This window comes from Desulfosporosinus youngiae DSM 17734 (assembly GCF_000244895.1).
In the GTDB taxonomy this organism is placed as follows: domain Bacteria; phylum Bacillota; class Desulfitobacteriia; order Desulfitobacteriales; family Desulfitobacteriaceae; genus Desulfosporosinus; species Desulfosporosinus youngiae.
The window spans coordinates 3,212,575-3,234,994 of record NZ_CM001441.1 but is presented as its reverse complement, the minus strand read 5'-3'; the positions used below and the strand labels follow the sequence as shown (position 1 = coordinate 3,234,994).

Below are 22,420 nucleotides of genomic sequence, written 5' to 3'. Positions count from 1 at the left end.
TTGCGTCATTTGTAGTAAGTAAATTAAAGTAAAATGTTCATTCCCGAGGAAGAACGGAAGTCATTTATGGCAGAAAATGATGTGACCGTCATGTCTACTCGGGAGTTTAAGCAGACAGTTCTGGAAAGAGACCAGGCCCTTAGCGAGAAAGCGGAGCTCCAAAATGCCCTGGAAGCCAACCAAGACGCAGCCACTAAAATAACCTTTGAGCGGGATGAGTTGAGAAAACAGGCCTCCAGTCTTCAAGCCGTCCGGATCAAGCTGTCAGCCAACAAAGGCTTTCTCTACAACAGTATAGCTAAAGAATATGAAGAGTTGTTGAAAGAACTGAATAAGCTAGCTCCGGCGGACCCGGAAGCTCATGAAACGTGTAAAAATGAGGTAAGCGGGCTGATTGGAAAAATAACGGAAAGACTGTAAGCCCTGCGGGTCTAAGTGCAGGCTGGTTTGCGAATAATTGAAGGGCCTGGTGCAAAAACGAAGAAAGTTTGTGGAGCATCAGCCCCTTGTTTTCAATAGAAAATGGCTCAAAAACCAAATTGATTTTTTCGTAAATTACCTTTAATAGAACAATATGTAATATACTGTAAAAGTAAGTAAAATTTTAAATAGAGGAGGGAGTTTGTTTGTGGCAGTGGAATCGTAAAAACGATGATATTTTTTATGAAGATTTATGCGATAAGTATTTCAATCGGATTGCTGTTTATTGCAGAAGACTGGTCAAGGGGCAAGAAGAATTTTTAGACTTTGTTGAAGAATGCACTCAAAACACATTTCTGGAAGCCTGGAAACAAATCTCAAAATTAAAGAATCACCCGAATGTGGAAGGATGGTTGTATGCCACGGCGCGGAACTTGATTAACAATTCATATAGAAACATGTACATTAAAAAAAGGCATGAAGTAAGCATAGATGACAATATCACCGGAGCTTTGACGGAACTGGATGATGATTTGGAGAAACTTTTTAACAACACGCTCGACCCAGATAAAATCAGTGCAGAGATATTGGGAAAACTTAAGCAGAGTGAATATGACCTGTACTTAGACTATTACAAAGATAATATGTCCGTCACAGAGCTTTCCAAAAAACATGACATTTCGGCCACCGCCATGACGACTCGGATTTACCGTCTGAAGAAAAAAATAAAAAATATTATTCGTGCTTATTTTGAAGAAAATGAAGTTCGAAAATCTTTTTCAGAATAACATGTGATTTTCGGTAACTTATGTAATGTATATAGTTGAAAGGAGAAAGACATGGAGGAGAAAACGAATAATTCTTATCCCCCCGACATAAGCAGCGACAAAGAGATTATCAAAAAAATACTGTCCGAAAAGGAGAGTGACGCGATTGTAAAAGATAAGCTGTATAGGATTTTATATGAAGCCTCGTCAGCTGATGAAATAAGCATGGATACCGATCTGATCGACGAATGTGTAAAAGCGATTGATCTTATTGAAGGCAAAGAGGAATATCTTTCCGAAGAAAAAGTGCAAGCCATGCGCCGGAATGTTGACCGGAGATATAAAAACTGGTGCGCCAGTCAGCGCAAAATCCATACAAAAAAACGGGTTGCGCAAATTGCCGCTTGCTTTATTATAATTTTCTTCACGTCATCTGTTGCTGCCAATGCGTTCGGTTATAATTTTATACAATCTATGGTTCAGTGGGGGAAAGATACATTCAATTTATCTACTCAAAATTACTCAAATGGGCAAAACAGCAATACCAATATTGCCCAAAGAAATACCTATAGCAGTGTCGAGGAAGTTATAAAGGGTCTTCCTTTAAAGCCATTATCACCCAAATGGTTTCCTGACGGTTTTACCTTTAAATATGCTGAGAAATTTGCCCGGTCGGATAGCCTTAAAATATTGTTATATTACCAGGATAACACCAATAAAGCTATCGTTTTTGACCTTAGTATCTATGATGATAGTAATAAAGCAGCAGCAAATATTAATTTTGAAAAAGATGAAAAACTGGTTGAAATCTACGAAAAAAACAATGTGAAACACTATATCATGAATAACCTTGGTCAAGTTCAAGCCGTTTGGAGTGATTCGGTAGTTGTATATAACATCAGTAGCGATGTCTCGGCAGATGAAATGAAAAAAATTATAGATTCGATGTATGGAGGTTAAAGATATGCTATGTAAAAAGAAAATTATTGCGCAGCTTTTTACCGTTATGCTGTGTATGCTGACTTCACCGTTGGCTTCTTATGCAAGCGCCGATAATGTTGAATCTCAAAAGGCAAGTTTATACATCCGTTCCACAAGTGTAACTGCACAAGCAATAGGAAATGGGACGCTTTTGCTGGAAAACATGTTAGGTGCCACAAGGATCGTCGATCAACTTGGAGTCAAAACCATAGAAGTTCAAACTTTAAGAAATGGTTATTGGCAGTCCATATATACAATCGTGAGAGATGATTACCTCTACAATACCGGTACCTATGTTTATGATTGCTATTATTATGGAACGCCCGGCACACAATACCGAAGTTATGTTGAATTTTACGTTGCAGATGACGGGGGATCAGAGACCAAGATTGTCACCTCAAATCCAGTGACTGCGTATTAAATAAATATTTTAAAACGCCGTACTACTGTTTTTTGATAAACGTTAGTATGGCGTTTTCAAATATCTAATCAGCTTTTCTGAAAGATTAGCTTCCTCATTTTCCGGTTAAATTCAGGATCTGAGTCATTCTCAACCGGATATTCAGCCAATTTTATAGAGAAACCACTTGCATGTGTCCAACTTATACTTAAGTGCATATCGCTTCAACTGCTCATTAACTTCACTTTAGCACTCGTAAACTTCCATCTTGTTCCCGGCAAGTTTTTCGTCTGATATTCTGAGAACCCGCTCCACTTTGACCACATTTCCGTTATGCCGGAATCGAACCAGGCGATCATTTCAATAGGTGCCATAATCAGGTGCATTTTTACCTTCTCTTTTACAGCAAGCTGGACATTATGGGATATTCTTCATCAGACACAGTACCGCCAGCCGTGTAGGCTGCTATTTAGGAAGGACGAGCGGAGCATGGATAAAAAGTTTTCAGGACAGCCTTTTGTTTCAATACGCCTGTATCAGCAGTCAGTAAAATGAGTTAATTTGTCGTAATTTGTTTGAAAGTTTTTTGCTGAAAAGATGTGATTTTGTCAGTTCAATGTAATGTATATAGTGAAGGGAGAAATTAGAGGTTGATGTTACTCTCAAATGATTAATGTCATTTATGTACAAGGAGGTGCGAAAAAGTAGTTTGATAAATAAAGAAGTATTTGGGCCTGAAGGGACTAAAAAGTAAATACTAGATTAATTAAGTAGTTGGTGAATGTGAACTAAAATAAAAAATCTGCATTTTTGTCGGAGGATTTAAGTGTTAAAAAAGAAAGGTGAAGGTGATTTCTTTGAATAAGAGAAAAGCTTTTATAGGCATTTCTGCAATATTAACACTAATAATTGTGATATTGATCGGAAATGTTAGTAGTGTTTTTTCAGATCAAATAATTGGTAAAAGCAGTAGATATACAGAAAAAGAATATGCTATCAAGGATTCAGCTATAAAAACCTTTAGTTTAGATACAGGTAAGGTAAAAGCTCTTTTTGATAAGGATGTATTTGACAATAACATTGCGACTGAAAGCGTTGAGGTTAGAGGCAAACTTGCAAATGCTCTTGCTATGTTAACTGATGATAATATATTCGTAGTAGGTGATTTAACACCGATTTATTTCATCGAAGGAAACAACGTTGCTTCAATTGCAATTCAGCATGCGGACGGTACCATTTCGCTTACTAAGTTTGATATATCAAAAGAAAAGCCAGTTAAAATAGATCATAAAGTTAAGGGGGCAAAATAATGAACAGAAAGAATTTTATTATTACTACATTAGCATTGACTTTTGTACTATTATACTCAACTGTTGCTTATGCCCTTATAACTACTAGTTATTCTCTTATTTATACGGGTTCTACTATGGAAGGTTATGTAATTTCGTCTACTGATGAGCCAACAGTTGATGAAATTGGCTTGCGTGGTTGGTTTTATAAAGATGATGTTCTGGTAGACCAGGGAGCCGATAGTTTTGAACCTCCATATGCACAATATGATATGACAGCTAGTAATTCATTTGGAACACAAAATTGGAGAGTTAGCGGAGCTCATTCTTTTGTTGTTGATAACATAGTTGTAAAAAATGAAGTTTCATCTACAACTTGCCAATACTAAACAGAATATAAGTTGTAAGCGCTGGAACAAACACTGTCGTGTAGCACAGCCCCCCGTCTGATAAACCAAGAGCAAGTGATCAGATGGGGGGGGGGTTGACATTTTCGGGGTTTACAGCTCAATGAAAGACATCTGTATGCGAATGCCGTACAAAAAGGAATGAATGACCAAGATCTATAATTCAACCACTGTCAATGGCGGCGATTCACCATGGCAGTGGTTATATCGTAAGTGTCAAACCGACCGTGTCTGGAATGGGTACTAGGTTTCTGGGATAATACATACATACAAGATTTTTATACAGAGATCTGGAGGTGTGAAATGTCCCGAGAAACATCCTTGGAATTATGGCGAGACCGTGTAGCTGCCTATCGATCAAGTGGACTAACTGCTAAACAATGGTGTGCCGAAAACTCTTTCCCAATCTCCACTTTGCATTACTGGATGAGAAAGATCAAAAATTCAGTTTCCTGTGAAAATACAGTACCTGAATTCGTTTCCTTATCCGAAGCATTGCCTGATGCTGAATGTTCTCCTCTAGTGGTAAAGATCGGTTTGTTTTCCGTTATGATTCCAGAAAACTTTCGCCCTGAACAATTAGCTAGAGTTATTGGGTTACTGAAAAATCATGCTTGACTCCGCAGCAGGGACTCAAGTTTATCTGGCAACTGGAATTACTGATCTGCGTAAAAGCTTTCATGGTCTTTCGGCTATTATCAAACTTAGATTCCAGTTGGATCCTTATTCCAAAGCTATGTTCGTTTTTTGTAACAGAGCTCAAACCAGACTCAAAATCCTGCAGTGGGATGGCTCAGGTTTCTGGCTTTTCATCAAACGTTTGGAACGGGGACATTTTCGTTGGCCAATGAACGCCCAAGAGATACGTTTAATTACTCTTCGTGAGTTAAGATGGTTAACTGAAGGCCTAGCTGTCGAACAACAACAAGCCTTTGAACAACGCCATCCAACACTTGTTATCTAGGATGTTTTTCAGAATCAACAAACCGAAAAAAACTGGGTGAAATCAAGCTTTCAGCTACATCAGCGTGACGAAAAACCTCGTAAAATAGGTCTTTTCATGGTATAATTTGTAGTATGAAAAAGCAAACGTTACTTCCACTATCATCCCAACAACTCAATAATTGTTCTAAGGATGAATTGCTTTCGCTATGTAAACTATTAATGGCTCATAACCAAGAAATTACTGCGAAATTGGATTTCATGACCCAACAGTTGGCTCTAGCCCAGCATCAGCGTTATGGTCGCTCTAGCGAGAAGAGTAACCCTGAAGATGGCGTAAAACAACTGTCCTTTTGTTTTAATGAGGCGGAAGTCCAAGCTAGCTCTGATGTTACTGAGCCAACGATTGAAGATATTATTAAAAAGCCTGCTAGGACGAAAAAGCAAAAAGGTAAACGCCAACAAGATTTATCGGACTTTCCTGTTGAACGCATCGAACATAAACTGTCTGAAGAAGCTTGTTCCTGTCCACACTGCAGTTCACCATTGAAAGTTATCAATAGAGAACTATCAAATTATATGAAATTTGTCCCTGCACACTTTGAGAATGAAGAGCATGTCGTATATGTGTATGGATGTACTAACTGCGAATGTGACCACATTGAACGAGCTGAAAAGGAAAAACCGCTACTGCGAGGCAGTGTAGCAACCCCATCTGTTGTTGCTGCTGTTATTAACGGGAAGTATGTGAATTCTGTTCCACTTGCTCGTCAGGAAAAAGAGTTTCAGCGCTATGGCGTTAATCTTTCCCGTCAGACAATGGCCAACTGGATAATCCGTTGCACTGAGGATTACCTTTCCCTCCTGTATGATGCCCTGCGTGAAGAATTGCTGTCCTGTCCAGCAATTCAATGTGACGAGACTAGAGTTCAAGTTATTAAGGAAGATGGCAGACCAGCCGAAAGCGATAGCTGGATGTGGATCTACCGTACGGGAGAGCTGACAGAACAACCTCCGATTGTGCTCTATAACTATCAAATGACGCGTCAAGCACAACACCCCAAAACTTTCCTTTCAGGATATAAGGGGTACTTGACCTGTGATGGTTATGCTGCTTACCATAGCATGTCGGAAGACATTGTGGTATCAGGTTGTATGGCTCACGTACGCCGGAAATTCAACGACTGCCTAGTTGCACTTCCAGCCAAGGACAGGAAAGGAACTGTCGCGGAAGAGGCACTTAAGCGTCTAGCCTTGCTCTATAAGATCGAGGATTTTCTGGAAACGAAAACTGAAGAAGAACGGCGTGAAGGTCGTCTGCAACAAAGCAAGCCGATCCTTGAGGCCTTTTTTGAGTGGCTAAAACCGATGGAAGTCGCCGCAGACAGCCAAAGTCTGATAGGGAAAGCTGTAAAGTACGCCCTCAATCAACAAACGTATCTTGAAACCTATTTATTAAATGGACTTATCCCAATCGATAATAATGCAGCAGAGCGTGCAGCCAAAGCCTTTGCCGTAGGTAGAAACAATTGGATGTTCTGCTATTCGCCAAATGGTGCCAAAGCTAGCTCGATCATCTATAGTATTGTTGAAACAGCGAAAGCCAATGGTCTGAGACCCTATGAATACTTTTCATATCTTTTAGAAACTATTCCGCAATATCTAGACGGAAAGCAGCGAGAGTTTATAAAAGACTTGATGCCGTGGTCGAGCACGCTGCCTGACCGCTGCCGATCAAATAAAAAATGATTAACGCAAGAACCCTATCGCTGGGGTTCTTTTTATATTGGCATTCGGTACAAGGTCGGTTTGACACTTACGTTATATCACAGGGGTTGAGCGTAGTTCGCTACAGTTAGCTCCTATTTTTCACGCCAGCGTTTAATTCAACTGAAACACAAACCGGCTTCCATCCCATAAATATTTTGCTTGTGCAAAGCGATATTCAAAAAGGCTGCCTAAAGTGACTACTATACCAACTTCATCGTTATTAAGTAAAGGAAATCCCGCCCGTGTTTCCGCGCTATAAATATATCCGTCTTTCCTATAGCCCACCGCAGGAAGGTTGTATACTATTCCCTCCGGATTGACACTGAATAAAGCATATTGAAAATCAGGACTATCACCAATCGGAGCAGGCCGGCCAATCACAAAATCCGCATTTCCGTCTTGGTTATAATCTTTGAACTTAAGCGGAATATCCCCAAAGCCCAGGTCATCATCTCCAAAATATTTGTTCAACGAAATACGGCTGGTCACCTTACCGCTGCTGTCCTGGACAAGAAGGTCAAAACGTCCGCGGTACATGCTTTCAAAAATACTGAACCCTTCATCCTCCGGCGTAAGCGGTTTCTTATATTCGGTTTGGATGGCTGTTATTGAATATTTTTGATTATGGGCATTTGTTTCGGCATTAGCGACCACAAAAGGGCTGCTAAAATTAAATTGCTTTCCATCCCAGACATATTTGGCCGGTTCATAACCGCCGTCCTTGCGGATCCCCATCAAAATAGCTGGATGCTGCCTATTGTCCGCGAAATTATCTATTTGTGTAAGCGCCGCTGAGTGTTTGTCATCAAGCGCCGTATAAACAAAGCCATCATCTTTGTATCCTTTGACCGGCAAGGAAAAAATCTTACCATCTTTATCAATACTGAATATGCCATATTGATATTGACCGCTGCCGTCACCCGCAGGGAAGCCAATGGGAATATCAAATAAATTGTCGGCATTATAATCGTTGCTGGCGTCAAGATTCACCGGTCCTTCAAAGACCAGTTTTTGCTTGCTAAAGTAATCATTAAGGGATTTATGGGAGGTTTCTATTCCTTTGTCGTTCTTAACAATCAACTCAAAAGCCCCGGTATAGGAAATCTTATCATTTATCTGGGCAGAAGAGCCTTTACTTTGGACAATAGAAAATGTATATTGTTGGGTTTGAATATTTGTTACGGTCGTCTGAGAAATAACCGGATGCTTTCCGCTTATATCGGCACATCCGGTTAAAAGTAAGAGAAAGGGGAAAATAAGCAAATAGCTCTTTCTTCTCATAGAAATGGTTCTCCTTTGCTATCAATTCATCGGGCAATTCACCGGAAATATCATAAAGCATGGAATTTATTTTAGTATATAAAATTAGTATTCAATAATATTTTATACTAGTTTAGTTAAAGAAGAGAGAGATTAATTTCTTCTCTTAACTTCTCTCTTCTATCAATTTTAAGGCTGCGCTGCGGTATAATTTCCCGACCAGATTACGTCTCGGCCAAAAGAGCCAATTGACTGGGGGGTATATTGTGATAGAACCTCATAGGCTGTATTAGAATGCTTTGTATGAGCAGCAACTTTTACTTGATCTTTAGTACGCGATCCAGAAGTCCCTGATACTTGAGTTACAAACATAGCGTGATCTATTGTCGTTAAAGAGGGTGATCCATCCCAATCTACAGTTAGGACATTCCCTACTTCTGCATTTTGGACTCCATTACTAAAATATGCATTGCCATATGGACCTTCACCATATTCTGGTCCACTACGTATCAATAGATTTGCAAATGCTATTACATTATCCCAACTATAGTTATATGGAAACCCGTAAGCTGTTGTCGCTTGGTTAACGCACCAAACATTAGGGGCAGAAGCACCTACACGAGATATTGGCACTGCGGGTCTTGCTTCTTTATTTGAACCTGTACCTTTTAATCCTGCCCAAACACATTGCGAGGCAAAATTTTGACAGTTATTTCCGGAGTGATAACCAAAAACAGAGTTAGTGGTATCAGCGTAATGGGCAACTGCATATGATACAGCTAAAGAAGGGTGGTACGTCCATTGGTACCAAGCTGTAGGCGCTACTACAAAAGGTTTGCTTTCATCGGCTGATGCCGGTGACGCGGCAACTTCCTTGTTTTCTTTTATGTGTGCATTAACGGCATTTGTTACATCAATTGGTTCATATTTAAAATTAGTATCTGTTTCCCATGGGTCATCAGTAGTCACGTTTGTAATTTTCCATCCATCTGAATCACGAAGCAGTTCAAAGGTATACTTTTTGCTTCTGTAACTTTCATCATCAAAACCATCGTTAATGTAGTAGGTATATTTTTCAATAATACTTGCAGTAGCAGTGTTTTTACTTTGATTCAATAGTGTGAAATCAGAAAAAACCAAATTATCTTTTGAAATTTCCCACCCCAGAGCGTTATTTAAAGCGGCTTGATATTGATAGCCAGTTAATCTGTATTGGATTTTATCGTTTTTTAAACTATTTTTGCCGATGCGCAGGGTGTTATCATAGTTTTGGGGATCTCGTACAGAAGCTTTGGATAGGGTCAGGAATTCTTCACAGATTGCCTCAATTTTTTTATTATCGCCGATATTTTGGCTAATAGCATTATTGGTAATACTCACATATTCATTTTGACTTTTACTTAATGTATCGCCAGGAGTAGATAGTTGTGATATAGGCTCGCCTGAATTTGAACTAGCAAATACAGGATTATAAGCAAATGCTATTAACAAAATGCATAAAAGGCAAAGCAATATTCTATTTTTTTTCATTATCATTTTCCTCCTATTTCATTGTACATATGGATAACCCTATTAGTACCAAAAATCCTCCCTTCAATATTAAGGGTAATTAAACGATTTCAAAGGGTTAGCGATCATTGGAATATCCGAGAGCCTATTATAGTAGATGGGGGTCTTATGTGTGCCATTGCTTCTCCACCTCCCTTTATTAAACTTTCAGGAGTAACATCAATCTCATAGTGCTAGTGAAGATTCGCTTAGCTAGCCTTTGTTTTTGTTTCTGCATAATTGGCTTTGATTTGGGATTAGATGTTAATTTCTCCCTTCACCCTATACATTACATTGAACAGGCAAAATCACATCTTTTTTAAAATTGATTTTTAAATTAATTACGAAAAATTAACCTGTTTTTGCCAATCGCTGATACAGGCATATATTGGAGGCAGCAGGTCTGACTGTACCACTAACATCAAAAAGACTTCCCTTTCGGACAAACGAAAAGGAAGTCTTTTTGGAGAGCCTTTGATTTATCAAGATAGTTGCTATATAGATTTACAGAAATAAGAAACTATGCCCGCGTCGTGGCGATTGCGGAGCTATTAATATCAATTTGGATTGGGTATATGACCTGGTTGGTGATACTATGTGCCTCGGTGTTGGCAATACTTTGCTGGATTGGACTTGGATTATACAGGCGACTATTATTTTAAAGAGATGAAGCTGCCAAAGAGTAGGGAGGAAATGGCGGCGTATCGGCTGAAACATATTGGCATTGTGACGCAGAACTACCGGCTGTTATCGGACAGGCACTGTTATGACAATGTGGCTTTTCCGCTCCGGTGTTTAAAACTCGATGAAAAGACAATTCGCCAAAAGGTGCATGAGACGATGACACTTTTGGATGTACTGGCCTTTAAAGATAAATATCCACGGGAGCTTTGAGGCGGTCAATGTCAGAGAGTAGCTATTGCCAGAGCTGTAGTTAAATCTCCTGATATTTTACTTCCATGAACTTCCGTTATCTGTTTTTCCTGTAGCCACACTCGCTCACGTGGCCAGGTTTGTTATTGGATGAGTAAAAAAATCTTATATTGGTTGTTGATTAACAGCAGATGTGCCATTAAAATAAAAAATGGATTGATCCAATGAGGTGGTTTGGTATGAAGGTAACAATTAACAGGGACTCTGATGCACCGGTCTATGTCCAAATTATTGAGCAAGTACGTCGCCAAATCTTATCTGGGGAGCTTTTGCCCGGATTTCGCCTGCCAGCGGAGAGAAAACTGGCAGAAAACCTTGGCGTTAATCGAACGACAGTATTAAATGCTTACAGTGAACTGAAGGCTGAGGGGCTTATTGGCTCCAGAGTTGGAGCCGGTACTATTGTGCTTTCCTATCTCGATGAGGAATTGAGCGGTTGCGGCTCTTCACGGGAGCCTCAATGGAATCAAATTTTTAGTCAATACTCGAACAGATTTGATTCCTGCTTGGTGCAAGATCTATTGATGCTGGCAAGCAGAAACGATGTTATTTCATTTGCTACCGGTATAGCATCCCCTGAAAGCGGCCCAATTGAGGCACTGGAAGGGATTGAAAATGAAGTTGTAAATAACAGAAACTTTAGGTCTTTACTTCATACTCCAACAGAGGGGTTTATATCTCTTCGTAAGGTCGTTTGCGGGCTTATGCAAAAGAGAGGGCTCTACTGCCGGCCCGATGAAATTATGATACTTTCCGGTTCCCAGCAGGGCATTGATTTGGCTGCCAGGATATTAATCGATCCCGGAGATATAGTTGTTGTGGAAGAACCCACATATTTCCCCGCCATTCAGGTTTTTAGAACAGCCGGAGCGCGAGTAATCGGTGTTCCTATTGACGACAAAGGCATGAATGTCGATGTGCTCGAACAGCTGCTGCACAGGTACAGACCTAAACTTATATATACCATACCAACTTTCCAGAACCCTTCAGGAGCTGAAATGGAGCTGGAAAGAAGGAAACGGCTTGTGAGACTTGCCTCAAAACACAATGTAATGATTCTTGAGGATGATGCCTATGGCGATCTATGTTATGAGGGTAATTTGCTCCCGATGCTCAAATCCCTGGATAACGAAGGGTATGTTATTTATTTGAGTACTTTCTCGAAAAACATTTACTCCGGTCTGAGACTGGGGTGGATGGTGGCTCACAAAAAAATAATACGGGAATTTGCATCGGCCAAACAGTTAATTGACCTGCACTCAAGCAGCCTTTCACAGTATATTGTGGAAAGATTTATTGAAAACGGTTCACTTGAAGCTCATTTAAATAAGGTTTGCAGCGAGTACCGAACAAGACGAGATATTATGTATAAGGCTCTGGCTAAATATGCTCCTAAGGATTTAATATGGAACAGGCCGAAAGGGGGCTATTATTTCTGGTGCCGGCTTCCGGATGGCATTTCATCATTAAAGCTTTTAGCAAAAGCCGCTGATTACAAGGTATCCTTTGTGCCGGGCTCACCCTTCTTTTCTTCAGGACAAGGTGATAACTTCATAAGACTCAATTTCACCTATGCACCTCTTAAGGATATTGAGGAAGGGATTAAACGGTTATGCGCTGCCATGAAAGAGCTGGAGGCAGAAAAGGGCAATGATGATCTATATTCAATCCTGGAAATCAATCCCATAGTATAAGCGGGCTTATAAATGAAATAACGTAAAGGATGGAAGGAATAAAATGGAATTCAAATTTGCAAAAAGAATGTCCTATTTAAAGGCTTCAGAAATAAGGGAGATTCTAAAGGTAACCGAAAGGCCGGAAGTTATCTCCTTTGCAGGAGGCCTGCCGGCACCCGAGCTTTTCCCGGTAGAAGAAATTATGGAGGTAAACCGGCGGGTGCTGGAGGAAGATGGTCAGGCGGCACTCCAATATGCCACAACTGAAGGGTATGCACCTCTGCGGGAGTGGATAGCAAAAAGAATGAATTCTACACGCGGGACTAATTTCGATGCCGACAATATCCTGATAACCCATGGATCCCAGCAGGCGATTGATTTGTCGGGCAAGGTGTTTCTCGATGAGGGAGACACTGTACTTTGTGAAAGCCCGACATACCTTGCAGCAATCAGCGCCTTCAAAGCCTATGGCTGTAAGTTTCGGGAAGTGCCGACAGACGATTGCGGGATGATCCCCGACGCACTTGAGCGTATTATGGAGACGACCGAACGAGTAAAAATCATTTACGTAATTCCTGATTTTCAAAATCCAACCGGCAGATCATGGAGCCTGGAGAGGAGAAAATGGCTGGCAGATATCGCTGAAAAGCATCAGGTTGTTGTTATTGAAGATAATCCGTATGGCGAACTGAGGTTTGAAGGCGAGCCTTTGCCATCTGTAAAGTCCTTTGATAAGACGGGTTGTGTTCTTTGTCTCGGAACATTTTCCAAAATATTTTGTCCCGGCTACAGAATCGGATGGATAGCAGGTGACAAAAGTGCAATAGCAAACTATGTACTTGTCAAGCAGGGCGCTGACCTGCAGTGCAATACGATTGCTCAAAGGGAGATCAGCAAATACCTTGAACTTTATGATATAGAAACACATATCGAAAAAATACGCCGGATATACAGAAAACGCAGAGATATTACCATTCAATTAATGGAGGCTGAATTCCCTCATGGTGTAACATTTACGAAGCCCCAGGGAGGTCTGTTCGCTTGGGTAGAACTCCCTCCTCATATTAACGCGAGGGATGTTCTGGTTAAATGTCTTGAGAAAAATGTCGCCTTTGTTCCGGGTGGGTCTTTCTTCCCCAATGGAGGGAAAGAAAATACGTTCAGAATTAACTTTTCAAACATGCCGGAAGACAGGCTCGTCGAAGGTATTAAGTGTCTTGCGGGGGTTCTAAAAGAGGCTGTTTAAGTTCAATTCTTCGACCTGTCTTTGCGGGAGTCGTATCATCCGGAATCAAAGCGGACTTGTCTGAGACTTGGTTCTTAGGATTCACCAACTGTTGAAATTGTTTGGCTACTACGAAAATGGTTGAGTGTAATACGCATTCTTAAGTTTGTCCGGATGTAACCGGGAGCGAGGATCGTCGTCTGGTCTCTGTTCAAATTCGGAATCGATTCCGAATTTGAACTGCCATGGTTGGAGCCGGGTTTTATCCATAAGAGCGGCCATAGGGCCGCAAAAAATCAACTGCCATCGGCAAGCGGGGCATTTCTCGTCTGGCGCGCTTTAATACTGGGGCGGATCATATAAATCGGTTGTAGTTGAATCCGTAATTTTTATATCTCTCTTGCCGATCAATTCACCGCCGGTAGTGAGAAACATATTTTTTGCGATAATCAGTTCCATAGCGGCCTCAGCTTCTGCGGCAGTCAGATCTTCCCTTGGTGCCGGCAGTGTAAGAGTAAATGTGCTTCCCAGGGTTGTAGCAAAGGTCAGCCGAAGGGTCTTCTGCTGCGTATTTGCCATACTAATATTCCCTCCTCTTTATGATTGATTGAACAGACCTCTATTCCTCAGTCAGGTCAAAGCGGTTATTCCGGGTCACGGATACCAACGGATATTCCAGCAAATTGAATAAGGTGGTTGCTGCTTCATAAAGGTCCTCATCGGACACGTCCATCTTCAGTCCGGAAAAGCTTTTTTGCCGGATAACCGGGGAGCCCTCGGCAGTTGTCCCGGTCTGATAACGCACAACCATTTCGGTTTCCACCCCTGACGAAATGATAGTCATGAATAATTTCCCCCTTGTTTGAAGTTTGACTGGCCAAGCCTTGGCCGGTCTTTTTATCTTATGTTATGCACCTTGTCCGGCAGGGGTTACCCTTGTCCGGGATACTTGTGACAAAATAAGGGCAAAACCGTGAAGTGCCTATGCTCCGGCGTTCTTTACGGTCTTGCCCTTGTTATTGTCACAAGTGAGGGCTTGAACACATAGGCTATGAGTAAGATTGTTCAAATCCGTCTTGTCTTATGGGAGCTTTTCCTCCGGAAAAGCTTATGAATAAGAAGAGGAGCTTGAAAAACATGGCGAACGGATTAACTGAGCGGACGCCGCAGATTATAGCGGCCGAAATTAATAGTATTAAAGATCAGACCGGCAGAATGCTGCTTTACAGCTCAGTCGAGATCGGACGGCGCTTGGCGGAGGCCAAATCCATGGTCAATCATGGAGAATGGGGAAAGTGGCTGGAGAGTTCGGTGAGTTACTCCCAAAGCACGGCCAACAAACTGATGCGTGTCTTTGATGAGTATGGGGACAAGCTGACCGTCGCCCAGAACGGTTCAAATTCGGAATCGATTCCGAATTTGAGCTACACCCAGGCAATTATCCTCCTGGGTATTCCCGAGGAGGAACGGGAGTCATTTATGGCAGAAAATGATGTGACCGGCATGTCTACCCGGGAGCTTAAGCAGGCAGTCCTGGAAAGGGACCAGGCCCTTAGCGAGAAAGCGGAGCTCCAAAATGCCCTGGAAGTTAACCAAGACGCAGCCACTAAAATAATTTTTGAGCGGGATGAGTTGAGAAAACAGGCCTCCGGTCTTCAAGCGACCATCCACACTAAAGAGTTAACCATCAGGACGTTACAGGAGAAGCTGGAGGCAGCCAAGCAAAGCGAGGCTTCAGCTGTGAAAGTCACCGCTCTGGAAAAGGAGATCAAAGCCGCCCGGATCGGGCTGACAGCCAACAAAGTCGGCTTTCTCTACAAAAGTATAGCCAAAGAATTTGAAGAGTTATTGAAGGAACTGACTAAGCTAGCTCCGGTAGACCCCGAAGCTCATGAAACGTATAAAAGTGAGGTAAGCGGGCTGATCGGGAAAATAGCGGAGAGATTGTAAGGCCCGCGGATTTAGGTGCAGGCCGGTTTGGGATAATTGAAGGGACTGCTGCAAAACGAAGAAAGTTCGCAGAGCATCAGTCCTTGTTTTCAAAGAGGAGAGCAGATGCCTAAACTGCCGTGAGGTATGTTGTAATTAGACTGTAATTTGACTTTAACCATCTTCCTGATTTTGCCTACCTACTCTATAACATCTCCGGCTATAGTAATGATGAACTAAAAGTCAGCATTAAGTTCCCTAGGGAGGAAAAAGGCCCTTCGAAGACAAAACTTCAAAGGCCTTTTCCGACCCGAGCATTTTTAGGCACCTATACAGGGAACTTGAAACATGATCTAAAAACTTTACTCAATGTATCCCTTAGTGTATAAACTTCAAAGTAGCTATAATCGAAGGCTCTTATCTCTATTTCGGATTCTGGATGATGGAGTCCCTCTAAAGCTTCAGTTTGTGGTAGTAAGTTTTTCTTCCAAAGTACTTCCTTATTTATTGGAAATGCGATGAAAACACCGCGCTCAAATTGAATTACCTTCTTAACCTTTTCAATTAATTCTTCAGTTGTATTAATCAAACATATCCCTGCTTGGTCTTGAGGGAACAGGCAGCTCATAAGAGTGTGCGAACTCCCAAAGACATCAAACACAAACCAGCAATGATTTCTCAGTTCATACTTAATACAATTTAAAATTTTTCCTAGTTGATCGCCTAAACAGATTAGTTCAGCTGAAAACTGCTCCTTTCCCAATAAAAAGCTATATTCAAAGCGGTTGTCCCTGAAAACCTGCAAGATCAATTCCTCCCTTAATTTAAAGTTTTCACTTAAATCACCACGAACCGTTAATAAGCTCTGCATAATGATTGTGAGGGTTAGTATGATTTTGTGGACGACCATGATCTGTCCAATCGGTTCGTTTAATAGGGATACCATTTCAGCCCATTCAAGAGTTTGAATATAGTCACCGGTTCTAGGTCCAGATAAATATTATCCTTCGTCAAAAACCTGCCAATCCCTGCATTGTAGTACCTGGCATTGAGGAAATACAGCCCGGTTTCCTATCATACCAATATCCCGCATAAGTTGTCGACAGGACAGCATCAACAGAGGATGAAGACGAGAGTGCTTCCGGGGTCGGGCAGCTTCGCCACATCCGCCCACCGCAGCATTCAGAGTAATGAATACAATTAGGGTATCGCAGGATTTGATTTATACTGGAGGTCAAAGCTGAGCTCTCAGGACTTACATAGTAGGCGGTTTTCGTTTAGACAAAAAGGGGGTTCCCTATAATGGACTGAACCCTTGTTACGCATTTTGCTGATATTTGCTTTCTAACACTTCTTTTAGTGATCAACTTAATGAGTATTTTGGGGCTTAGTTAGAGAAGGCTTACCAAATGCGCATTCATGGGACGGCGAACAAAAGCCTCGGGTCCATGTCTCCCTTGGCTTTGATTCTTAGCGGGCAACCGGAACTGAAATACCGCATGAAGCTGCTATCCTTAAGAGCCATCGGCCAATGCATCAATGTTCGTTTTCATCTAAGCGGCCTCTCTGAAGAGAAACCAAAGACTATGTCTTCCATAGCCTTCGTAAAGCCGGTGAAACTCATATGTTTTTCTCCGAAGATGACATTAAAGCGGTTTATCTTTTTTCTACTGACACTAACATTTGGAAGAGGTCACTTTTTGAATGACAGACATTTCTAAAAATAATGACTTCCAACTGTCAGTGATTTCCGAGAATTCTACTGCCAAATAGCTCGGGAAGTGACACCCAGGAATTTGACATCTTTTCTGTCGCCGAAAACTCACGGCAGAATTGAAATAATGCAACGAAGAAAGGGGAAAGACCGGACAGCAAGAACACATCTTCCCTAGATGGCTACGCCTAGTACAAAGAAAAAAGAGCCAAACCATCAGTTGACTTATCTTATAATTACAAGGTCTATTTGTTATTTCAATAATTGCAAACTAGTCGGAGAAAAAAATTTCTCCCTGCCAATATTTTTTAATTTCAGTTATTATACACTTTCTGTAGTTCATCATAAGAAATCCTGAAACATTTTTCATTCTAGATAAACTATCAAGGTATCGTTCCTGTTCTGAGAAATACAGCCAAGGGTGTTTGCTCACCAAAAAATTAAAATTTGCAATCCCGATTATCTTAATCTCGTGCCATTTTAATTCATAGCAAGTAAATGGGGTTTTATACTTAACACCTTGGTCGCTTATCTCAATCTTCTGACTCAAAAGTTTGTAAACTATGCTAATAAAAACTACACTACATAGTCCTAAGAAAAAAACACTAAATATTTCATGTGGAATAAATAGATATAGCAACATACTCACAATCCATATTCCAAACAAATAGAAAATTATTATTGTTATCATCAAAGGTTTAACGATAAAATATTTTTTCAACTTTTTGACCTCTACTTTTTTAATGTGAGAGCAAAAGAAAGAAGGCCCAAATGTAAGGCATTATTCTTCTTTTCTAACTCTCTAAATATTATTCTAACATTTGAACTTGTTGGGTGAATAGAGAAAGGCGTAGGGGACTGTAGGATTTGTCTTATACTTAAGGTTAAAGCCCAGGAGTTGATCCGTCTTGGAATACTCCCGATGAAGGTTCCGTGATACTTCCGATAAACGTGCCGCTGCCATCCTTTTCGACGGAGCTGATCAGATTTCCTACCTTATCGTAATCATAGTCGAAAGTATGACTGATTGGGCCAGTGGGTGTTTTAGAAACCGTTGCCTGCTTGCGCTTCCGTTGGCACTGCTTTTGGTATGTCATAAAAGAACAGATCTATTAAGCAAAAACAGGAAACTCCCTCATTTATTGAGGTGAATTTTCAGTTAAATAACTCCTTTTTACCCAAATGATTCGTATAATATATTACATGTTTTGTATAGATATAAGAATAGCTATAAATAAAGTAACTAAAATTGAAACCATTATTATTACGAATCTGACAAAAGGTCTTATTTTTGAATCATCTTCCTTTTTAAGCTTTTTCATTGTTCCAGCAATCATTAGAAAAATACTTATTACCAATAAAATATAAAATTCTGTAAGGAATATAAATAATGCTTTATATCCCAACCCTTCCCTCAAGCAATCAATTCCCAATTGGATTATTAATACTACCCATATTCCAAAAGCAATTGATAAAATCTTCAGTTTTGATTTCCAGAATTTTATTAATTGGTACAGAATTATTACCAAACAAATTGAAAGAATTATAAGATTAAGTTGCCACGGTAGGTAGCTAAAAAGCATTTAAATACCTCCTAAAAGCTTAATATCGTATATCTTTCTTTTAACGGCCCTCCAGCAATAGGATGTTGCAAAAGCAGCGGTCAAACCCACTGTGGTAATTGTTAAAGCTGATGCTTCTGCCGAAAATACTACTCCAGTAACCAGGCTGATGCTGCAAAACCAAAATTACTAATTTTTGTATGATTTCTTAAGAATTTCCTGATAAGTTTTAAGGCATCGCCAGTAAAAAGGTCCTATAAAAAACATGAAAATAGGAATCCCTAACAGGAATAGAGAGTATACCCCAATTTCAGGGAACAAAGCCCATGTGAAAATCCCACAGAACGGTGAAAAACCAACAGCAGCAACGATACTCGTAATTTTGCCTTTAGTGAGCTTTGTAATTCGACTTAGAATAAACCATAGACCTACTGCTACTACGGCATCAAGTACGAGTAAACCAAGAAACGCCTGTGTTAGAGAGTTTTCCAACCTAAAACACTCCTTAAATTAGTATAAGCTTGCGATACCAGCACCAATATCCATCAAGGCAGCGCTAGGATCCCAGCCCATACCATATTGAATACTTTGAGAAATAGCCGCTACCTCACCAAACAGCAAACCTAAACCGAAGGCAGCAGTACCAACAGTTGTTAAAATAACCGAGGATCCAACAACAGCGGTAACACCAATCAACCCTAAACCTACTACGCCTGCTATAATTCCAGCATAAGTCGCTGAAGTACCAGCTTTTGTGATAATGTCCTTTGAAAGCTTTGTCCTTGGGGCCGTTTTCTTCGGAGATGGGGTATTATAACTGCCAGTCGGGGGAAGCTCCAGTTCCTGATACTCCAGATACACACCTAAATCCATCCCCGGTGCCCCTAACATCATGTCCCGTCGAATCAACAAAACTAATGGGGTTCCCATGGACATAAGCATATCGATTTAAGCTTAGGGGATTCCATTGTCAGGTTTCCGGCATTATAGGCGTAGGTTTTAGAGTTGCCGGCCTGGTCAGTTTGGGTTTGCTGGTCTAAGCTGACCGGATCTCAGGCATTCTGAACGTATTTGCCGTCTGCTTACATTTCTCCACCGCAAGTTTTGTGATATATATTTAGTCAAACCCTTTAGGTTTCTCATTCAATGAGATATTAAAAAAGTAGGGGGGCTCAGCCAATCCATGGACTGTATACTGGCTTGTGTGTTTGCCCAACCAGCCGTATCTGCACCAAATCCAACTAATTCCGTCCCTAGTTTTGGATAGCCGTATTGTTCCAACCGCATCTACACCTAAACAGCTGCTTTTCCCATTGAGATTGCTCCAAGTGCAGACATAGCAAAGAGCAGTCGATCTTTTTCGCTGAGATTGTTACTGCCTGCATGTGAAACACTCATTGTTTGCTCGTGTTCGGATTATGGATAGCTAGATGCCTGAAAAGCATCTGCCCTATCAAAAGAGGAGTCCTTCTTACGAGACGAAGGACTCCTCTTTCAGACCTTTGAGATGACTTAGATCTGATTCCTGTTTTTAGTGGTACCCTAGTTCATCGTGGTCAGTGTTGAGGAAGCTTTCGTGATCAATTCTTTTCCTCGTTGCTCTCTACCCATTTGTAAAAGATCCTAATTATTTCTTCCAAATTTCTTGGCCCACCGCATCCTGTAAAAACCCCATTTGTAACCTTACAGTCAATCCAGTCTTCTTCTGTGCGAAAATGTTTAATAGCTTGAAATTGTTTAGTTTCCATAAATGTTTCTAACAACTCAATTTTAATAGTCCAACCAGGATTGTCTAACGTAGAAATTGTAACACCATATAAGTGTTCCCAATCACCGTCACAATTCGAGTAATACCAATCTTCTAACCATTTTAATAAGTTCAATTTAAGCACTCCTTACGGCATTTCCCAAAGGTTCGGGATTCGACCCCCACCAGGCACCAGTGGATCATGAACATGAGGCATGAGAATTTCACCTGTTATCTTATCATGTGTGGCTTCCCGATTCCGTCAAAACGTTTGATGCGTTCCCACGTGTTTGGATTTCTAAGATCTGCAAACTTATAAGTTTTATAGTTCGTTGTTTTTGTTAATTAGTGGGTCGCATTTAAAGGGTACTATGTGGCCCAACTGCATATAAATCTGGCTTAAGTTTATTTGCGGCTCAATCAGTATTCTTGGCTAACTTCACAGCTGCTTTAACTTCTGCAGCAGACACACCCGGTACAGCTGAGGATAGCGCATTTACTGCCGCTCCTACATAGTCACCTTCAGCTAAATTCATGGCTGTCATCTGAACATCCTATTGAAAATCGGGCGCAGAAGCTACTGTTGCTAGATATTCTCCAATAACGATTAAAGCCATAACCACCCCTTCACCCAAATATGGCAAAGGAACTAGAAATGATCACTAGGATTAATCCTGTTTACAGGGTCTCCTCCTGTATAAGCGTATGTTTTCAGGCCTTGAGGATTTGAAGGTTCTCCATAGAAGGTATCCTACGTCAAAAACCTGCTAATCTCTGCATTATAGTACCTGACATTGTGGGAGGTCGGCTGACCAACTAATGATCAGCCTCCTACCCGATTATAAAGGACCAAGCCCTTTAGGCTTGAACCTTCCTCGCATGTGTTTGCAAAATTCAATTAAAAACTTAATCAGAGTCCAGTTATTTTTCAGCAATATTCAAATTTTTACTGTTGTCTCTTTTGTACGTCATAGATATGGTTTGGTAATCCTAGTAAAAGACTTAAGAGTGCAACAACAAATAGTAAATGCCGTTGAAAAAACTCCTCTCCGAATTTGTTCAAGAAATAATATCCAACAAAGGGCAAAAAGAAAGAAGAAAATAATGAAATAAATAAATTGTTGAATATCTCCAAAGAACCAATTATAAAATTGATGAAAATAGCAAGTACTCTTCCAACAACTAGTGCCATAAGGATACCTGTAAGAACCAGGACTATCCAGTCGTTTAAACCGTGCATTGGACACCTCCTAACTCTTTCGCCTTATAGTTCTATCTTCGTAAATGATTGAGCCTCATAAATTATGGCTGAGCTTACCAAGGTGGCAGTAAATGCCCCATCCTACGCCAGGGATCAATAAGCCGATTGACACACCTGTTACAAAGCCTAGTCCAGTAAATATCCAGTTACGTTTAATTAGTTGCTGCTTTTGCAAAGATGTATATGCTGGGTTCGCTGAGATAAGTGCAGTATTTACTATTCCAGACACTCCTGCAACCACTCCACCATATCTTATCTTGCCTAGGCTTTCCAAGGGTTTATCTACCCATCGTCCTCCTCCCACAACATCCCCATGGGCATTGTAATGGCAGTAATAATAGTTCCAATAGACCTCAACAGGACGGAAGATACAAATCGAGAGCAGTTTTCCTTCCGAGGTCCAGGTATAGCGGGCGGTCACTTTATCCGCATACTGATTGGAGGTTTCGTACATCAGCTGACCCTTAAAGTAATGATAAGTTATGGTCTCCGATCCCACGGTTTTCGTAAGGCGCTGGCCATCCCCGTCATAGGTGTAACTGGCAATGACAGTACCTGCTCCGTTTTTCACGCTGGTTAAACGGTTAGC

At 40.9% G+C, this 22,420-nt stretch carries 27 protein-coding genes; 13 read left to right on the top strand and 14 right to left on the bottom strand.

Annotated features, from left to right (window positions below):
- Nucleotides 1-33 precede the first annotated feature (33 nt).
- From DESYODRAFT_RS14955 to DESYODRAFT_RS14940, 4 genes are all read left to right on the top strand, one after another.
- Nucleotides 34-420, top strand: a complete 387-nt coding sequence (locus tag DESYODRAFT_RS14955) for a DUF3102 domain-containing protein (protein ID WP_282433031.1) — start codon at nt 34-36, stop codon at nt 418-420.
- A 206-nt stretch (nt 421-626) separates the two neighbouring features.
- Nucleotides 627-1,208, top strand: coding sequence for an RNA polymerase sigma factor (locus DESYODRAFT_RS14950; RefSeq protein WP_007784387.1), 582 nt, complete (start codon nt 627-629; stop codon nt 1,206-1,208).
- A gap of 51 nt (nt 1,209-1,259) precedes the next feature.
- The gene (locus DESYODRAFT_RS14945; protein ID WP_007784386.1) at nt 1,260-2,147 is read left to right on the top strand and encodes a DUF4367 domain-containing protein; all 888 of its coding nucleotides are present in this window, start codon (nt 1,260-1,262) and stop codon (nt 2,145-2,147) included.
- A 4-nt stretch (nt 2,148-2,151) separates the two neighbouring features.
- Nucleotides 2,152-2,589, top strand: coding sequence for a hypothetical protein (locus DESYODRAFT_RS14940; protein ID WP_007784384.1), 438 nt, complete (start codon nt 2,152-2,154; stop codon nt 2,587-2,589).
- A 203-nt stretch (nt 2,590-2,792) separates the two neighbouring features.
- Here DESYODRAFT_RS14940 and DESYODRAFT_RS27390 read toward each other — a convergent pair whose 3' ends face one another.
- The gene (locus DESYODRAFT_RS27390) at nt 2,793-2,954 is read right to left on the bottom strand and encodes a hypothetical protein (RefSeq protein ID WP_007784383.1); all 162 of its coding nucleotides are present in this window, start codon (nt 2,952-2,954) and stop codon (nt 2,793-2,795) included.
- Between the two features lie 462 nt (nt 2,955-3,416).
- Between DESYODRAFT_RS27390 and DESYODRAFT_RS14935 the strand changes: the two genes are divergently transcribed.
- From DESYODRAFT_RS14935 to tnpC, 5 genes are all read left to right on the top strand, one after another.
- The gene (locus DESYODRAFT_RS14935; RefSeq protein WP_007784382.1) at nt 3,417-3,878 is read left to right on the top strand and encodes a hypothetical protein; all 462 of its coding nucleotides are present in this window, start codon (nt 3,417-3,419) and stop codon (nt 3,876-3,878) included.
- Nucleotides 3,878-4,246, top strand: a complete 369-nt coding sequence (locus DESYODRAFT_RS14930) for a hypothetical protein (RefSeq protein ID WP_007784380.1) — start codon at nt 3,878-3,880, stop codon at nt 4,244-4,246. The genes DESYODRAFT_RS14935 and DESYODRAFT_RS14930 overlap by 1 nt, the downstream gene beginning before the upstream one ends.
- Before the next feature lie 321 nt (nt 4,247-4,567).
- Complete coding sequence (tnpA, locus tag DESYODRAFT_RS14925; protein WP_007784379.1) at nt 4,568-4,882, top strand: IS66 family insertion sequence element accessory protein TnpA; 315 nt, start codon at nt 4,568-4,570, stop codon at nt 4,880-4,882.
- Nucleotides 4,875-5,228: an IS66 family insertion sequence element accessory protein TnpB gene (gene tnpB / locus DESYODRAFT_RS14920; RefSeq protein ID WP_007784377.1), complete on the top strand. Its 354-nt coding sequence runs from the start codon at nt 4,875-4,877 to the stop codon at nt 5,226-5,228. The genes tnpA and tnpB overlap by 8 nt, the downstream gene beginning before the upstream one ends.
- A 113-nt stretch (nt 5,229-5,341) precedes the next feature.
- On the top strand, nt 5,342-6,955 hold the full coding sequence (gene tnpC / locus DESYODRAFT_RS14915) for an IS66 family transposase (protein WP_042338633.1): 1,614 nt from the start codon (nt 5,342-5,344) through the stop codon (nt 6,953-6,955).
- Between the two features lie 132 nt (nt 6,956-7,087).
- Here tnpC and DESYODRAFT_RS14910 read toward each other — a convergent pair whose 3' ends face one another.
- Entirely contained in the window at nt 7,088-8,257 is a 1,170-nt protein-coding gene (locus DESYODRAFT_RS14910; protein ID WP_007784373.1) for a hypothetical protein, read from the bottom strand.
- Nucleotides 8,258-8,425: 168 nt separating this feature from the next.
- Nucleotides 8,426-9,766, bottom strand: coding sequence for an amidase domain-containing protein (locus DESYODRAFT_RS14905; protein WP_007784371.1), 1,341 nt, complete (start codon nt 9,764-9,766; stop codon nt 8,426-8,428).
- Between the two features lie 615 nt (nt 9,767-10,381).
- Here DESYODRAFT_RS14905 and DESYODRAFT_RS14900 point away from each other — a divergent pair.
- The 3 genes from DESYODRAFT_RS14900 (at nt 10,382) to DESYODRAFT_RS14890 (ending at nt 13,639) form a co-directional block, all read left to right on the top strand.
- Nucleotides 10,382-10,678, top strand: coding sequence for an FtsE family protein (locus DESYODRAFT_RS14900; protein WP_052315266.1), 297 nt, complete (start codon nt 10,382-10,384; stop codon nt 10,676-10,678).
- A 218-nt stretch (nt 10,679-10,896) separates the two neighbouring features.
- On the top strand, nt 10,897-12,411 hold the full coding sequence (gene pdxR, locus DESYODRAFT_RS14895; protein WP_007784369.1) for a MocR-like pyridoxine biosynthesis transcription factor PdxR: 1,515 nt from the start codon (nt 10,897-10,899) through the stop codon (nt 12,409-12,411).
- Between the two features lie 43 nt (nt 12,412-12,454).
- Entirely contained in the window at nt 12,455-13,639 is a 1,185-nt protein-coding gene (locus tag DESYODRAFT_RS14890; RefSeq protein WP_007784368.1) for an aminotransferase-like domain-containing protein, read from the top strand.
- Between the two features lie 318 nt (nt 13,640-13,957).
- Here DESYODRAFT_RS14890 and DESYODRAFT_RS14885 read toward each other — a convergent pair whose 3' ends face one another.
- Complete coding sequence (locus tag DESYODRAFT_RS14885; protein WP_007784366.1) at nt 13,958-14,197, bottom strand: DUF2922 domain-containing protein; 240 nt, start codon at nt 14,195-14,197, stop codon at nt 13,958-13,960.
- Nucleotides 14,198-14,237: 40 nt separating this feature from the next.
- On the bottom strand, nt 14,238-14,462 hold the full coding sequence (locus DESYODRAFT_RS14880; RefSeq protein WP_007784365.1) for a DUF1659 domain-containing protein: 225 nt from the start codon (nt 14,460-14,462) through the stop codon (nt 14,238-14,240).
- Nucleotides 14,463-14,755: 293 nt separating this feature from the next.
- On the opposite strand from DESYODRAFT_RS14880, the gene DESYODRAFT_RS14875 reads away from it, so the two are divergent.
- Entirely contained in the window at nt 14,756-15,568 is an 813-nt protein-coding gene (locus DESYODRAFT_RS14875) for a DUF3102 domain-containing protein (RefSeq protein WP_007784364.1), read from the top strand.
- 307 nt (nt 15,569-15,875) lie between these two features.
- Here the strand turns inward: DESYODRAFT_RS14875 and DESYODRAFT_RS14870 are convergent, their stop codons facing one another.
- The 9 genes from DESYODRAFT_RS14870 to DESYODRAFT_RS14825 form a co-directional block, all read right to left on the bottom strand.
- Nucleotides 15,876-16,352, bottom strand: coding sequence for a hypothetical protein (locus DESYODRAFT_RS14870; RefSeq protein ID WP_157137184.1), 477 nt, complete (start codon nt 16,350-16,352; stop codon nt 15,876-15,878).
- A gap of 1,793 nt (nt 16,353-18,145) precedes the next feature.
- Complete coding sequence (locus DESYODRAFT_RS14855) at nt 18,146-18,358, bottom strand: hypothetical protein (RefSeq protein ID WP_042338625.1); 213 nt, start codon at nt 18,356-18,358, stop codon at nt 18,146-18,148.
- Between the two features lie 102 nt (nt 18,359-18,460).
- Nucleotides 18,461-18,844 (bottom strand): hypothetical protein, encoded by a 384-nt coding sequence (locus DESYODRAFT_RS14850; protein ID WP_007784358.1) that lies wholly within the window; start codon nt 18,842-18,844, stop codon nt 18,461-18,463.
- A 168-nt stretch (nt 18,845-19,012) separates the two neighbouring features.
- Nucleotides 19,013-19,315 carry a hypothetical protein gene (locus tag DESYODRAFT_RS14845; RefSeq protein ID WP_007784357.1) on the bottom strand — a complete coding sequence of 101 codons (303 nt, stop codon included), beginning with the start codon at nt 19,313-19,315 and terminating at the stop codon, nt 19,013-19,015.
- 18 nt (nt 19,316-19,333) lie between these two features.
- Nucleotides 19,334-19,696 (bottom strand): hypothetical protein, encoded by a 363-nt coding sequence (locus tag DESYODRAFT_RS14840; RefSeq protein WP_042338624.1) that lies wholly within the window; start codon nt 19,694-19,696, stop codon nt 19,334-19,336.
- A 707-nt stretch (nt 19,697-20,403) separates the two neighbouring features.
- Nucleotides 20,404-20,715, bottom strand: a complete 312-nt coding sequence (locus DESYODRAFT_RS14835) for an immunity 53 family protein (RefSeq protein ID WP_427854295.1) — start codon at nt 20,713-20,715, stop codon at nt 20,404-20,406.
- Between the two features lie 271 nt (nt 20,716-20,986).
- Nucleotides 20,987-21,115 (bottom strand): hypothetical protein, encoded by a 129-nt coding sequence (locus DESYODRAFT_RS29580; protein ID WP_282433030.1) that lies wholly within the window; start codon nt 21,113-21,115, stop codon nt 20,987-20,989.
- 401 nt (nt 21,116-21,516) lie between these two features.
- On the bottom strand, nt 21,517-21,810 hold the full coding sequence (locus DESYODRAFT_RS14830; protein WP_007784351.1) for a hypothetical protein: 294 nt from the start codon (nt 21,808-21,810) through the stop codon (nt 21,517-21,519).
- A gap of 55 nt (nt 21,811-21,865) precedes the next feature.
- A complete protein-coding gene (locus tag DESYODRAFT_RS14825) occupies nt 21,866-22,402 on the bottom strand; it encodes a hypothetical protein (protein WP_042338623.1) in 537 nt (178 codons plus the stop codon).
- Nucleotides 22,403-22,420 lie beyond the last annotated feature (18 nt).

Excerpts from the sequence above, each read along its gene's own strand:
- DESYODRAFT_RS14910 (WP_007784373.1), bottom strand. The coding sequence starts at position 8,257 with ATGAGAAGAAAGAGCTATTTGCTTATTTTCCCCTTTCTCTTACTTTTA.
- DESYODRAFT_RS14885 (WP_007784366.1), bottom strand. The coding sequence starts at position 14,197 with ATGGCAAATACGCAGCAGAAGACCCTTCGGCTGACCTTTGCTACAACC.
- DESYODRAFT_RS14880 (WP_007784365.1), bottom strand. The coding sequence starts at position 14,462 with ATGACTATCATTTCGTCAGGGGTGGAAACCGAAATGGTTGTGCGTTAT.
- DESYODRAFT_RS14930 (WP_007784380.1), top strand. The coding sequence starts at position 3,878 with ATGAACAGAAAGAATTTTATTATTACTACATTAGCATTGACTTTTGTA.
- DESYODRAFT_RS29580 (WP_282433030.1), bottom strand. The coding sequence starts at position 21,115 with ATGACAGCCATGAATTTAGCTGAAGGTGACTATGTAGGAGCGGCAGTA.
- tnpA (WP_007784379.1), top strand. The coding sequence starts at position 4,568 with ATGTCCCGAGAAACATCCTTGGAATTATGGCGAGACCGTGTAGCTGCC.
- DESYODRAFT_RS14875 (WP_007784364.1), top strand. The coding sequence starts at position 14,756 with ATGGCGAACGGATTAACTGAGCGGACGCCGCAGATTATAGCGGCCGAA.
- DESYODRAFT_RS14945 (WP_007784386.1), top strand. The coding sequence starts at position 1,260 with ATGGAGGAGAAAACGAATAATTCTTATCCCCCCGACATAAGCAGCGAC.
- DESYODRAFT_RS27390 (WP_007784383.1), bottom strand. The coding sequence starts at position 2,954 with ATGCACCTGATTATGGCACCTATTGAAATGATCGCCTGGTTCGATTCC.
- DESYODRAFT_RS14830 (WP_007784351.1), bottom strand. The coding sequence starts at position 21,810 with ATGCACGGTTTAAACGACTGGATAGTCCTGGTTCTTACAGGTATCCTT.
- tnpC (WP_042338633.1), top strand. The coding sequence starts at position 5,342 with ATGAAAAAGCAAACGTTACTTCCACTATCATCCCAACAACTCAATAAT.
- DESYODRAFT_RS14905 (WP_007784371.1), bottom strand. The coding sequence starts at position 9,766 with ATGAAAAAAAATAGAATATTGCTTTGCCTTTTATGCATTTTGTTAATA.
- tnpB (WP_007784377.1), top strand. The coding sequence starts at position 4,875 with ATGCTTGACTCCGCAGCAGGGACTCAAGTTTATCTGGCAACTGGAATT.
- DESYODRAFT_RS14890 (WP_007784368.1), top strand. The coding sequence starts at position 12,455 with ATGGAATTCAAATTTGCAAAAAGAATGTCCTATTTAAAGGCTTCAGAA.
- DESYODRAFT_RS14940 (WP_007784384.1), top strand. The coding sequence starts at position 2,152 with ATGCTATGTAAAAAGAAAATTATTGCGCAGCTTTTTACCGTTATGCTG.
- DESYODRAFT_RS14840 (WP_042338624.1), bottom strand. The coding sequence starts at position 19,696 with ATGGATTTAGGTGTGTATCTGGAGTATCAGGAACTGGAGCTTCCCCCG.
- DESYODRAFT_RS14850 (WP_007784358.1), bottom strand. The coding sequence starts at position 18,844 with ATGCTTTTTAGCTACCTACCGTGGCAACTTAATCTTATAATTCTTTCA.
- DESYODRAFT_RS14955 (WP_282433031.1), top strand. The coding sequence starts at position 34 with ATGTTCATTCCCGAGGAAGAACGGAAGTCATTTATGGCAGAAAATGAT.
- DESYODRAFT_RS14855 (WP_042338625.1), bottom strand. The coding sequence starts at position 18,358 with ATGACATACCAAAAGCAGTGCCAACGGAAGCGCAAGCAGGCAACGGTT.
- pdxR (WP_007784369.1), top strand. The coding sequence starts at position 10,897 with ATGAAGGTAACAATTAACAGGGACTCTGATGCACCGGTCTATGTCCAA.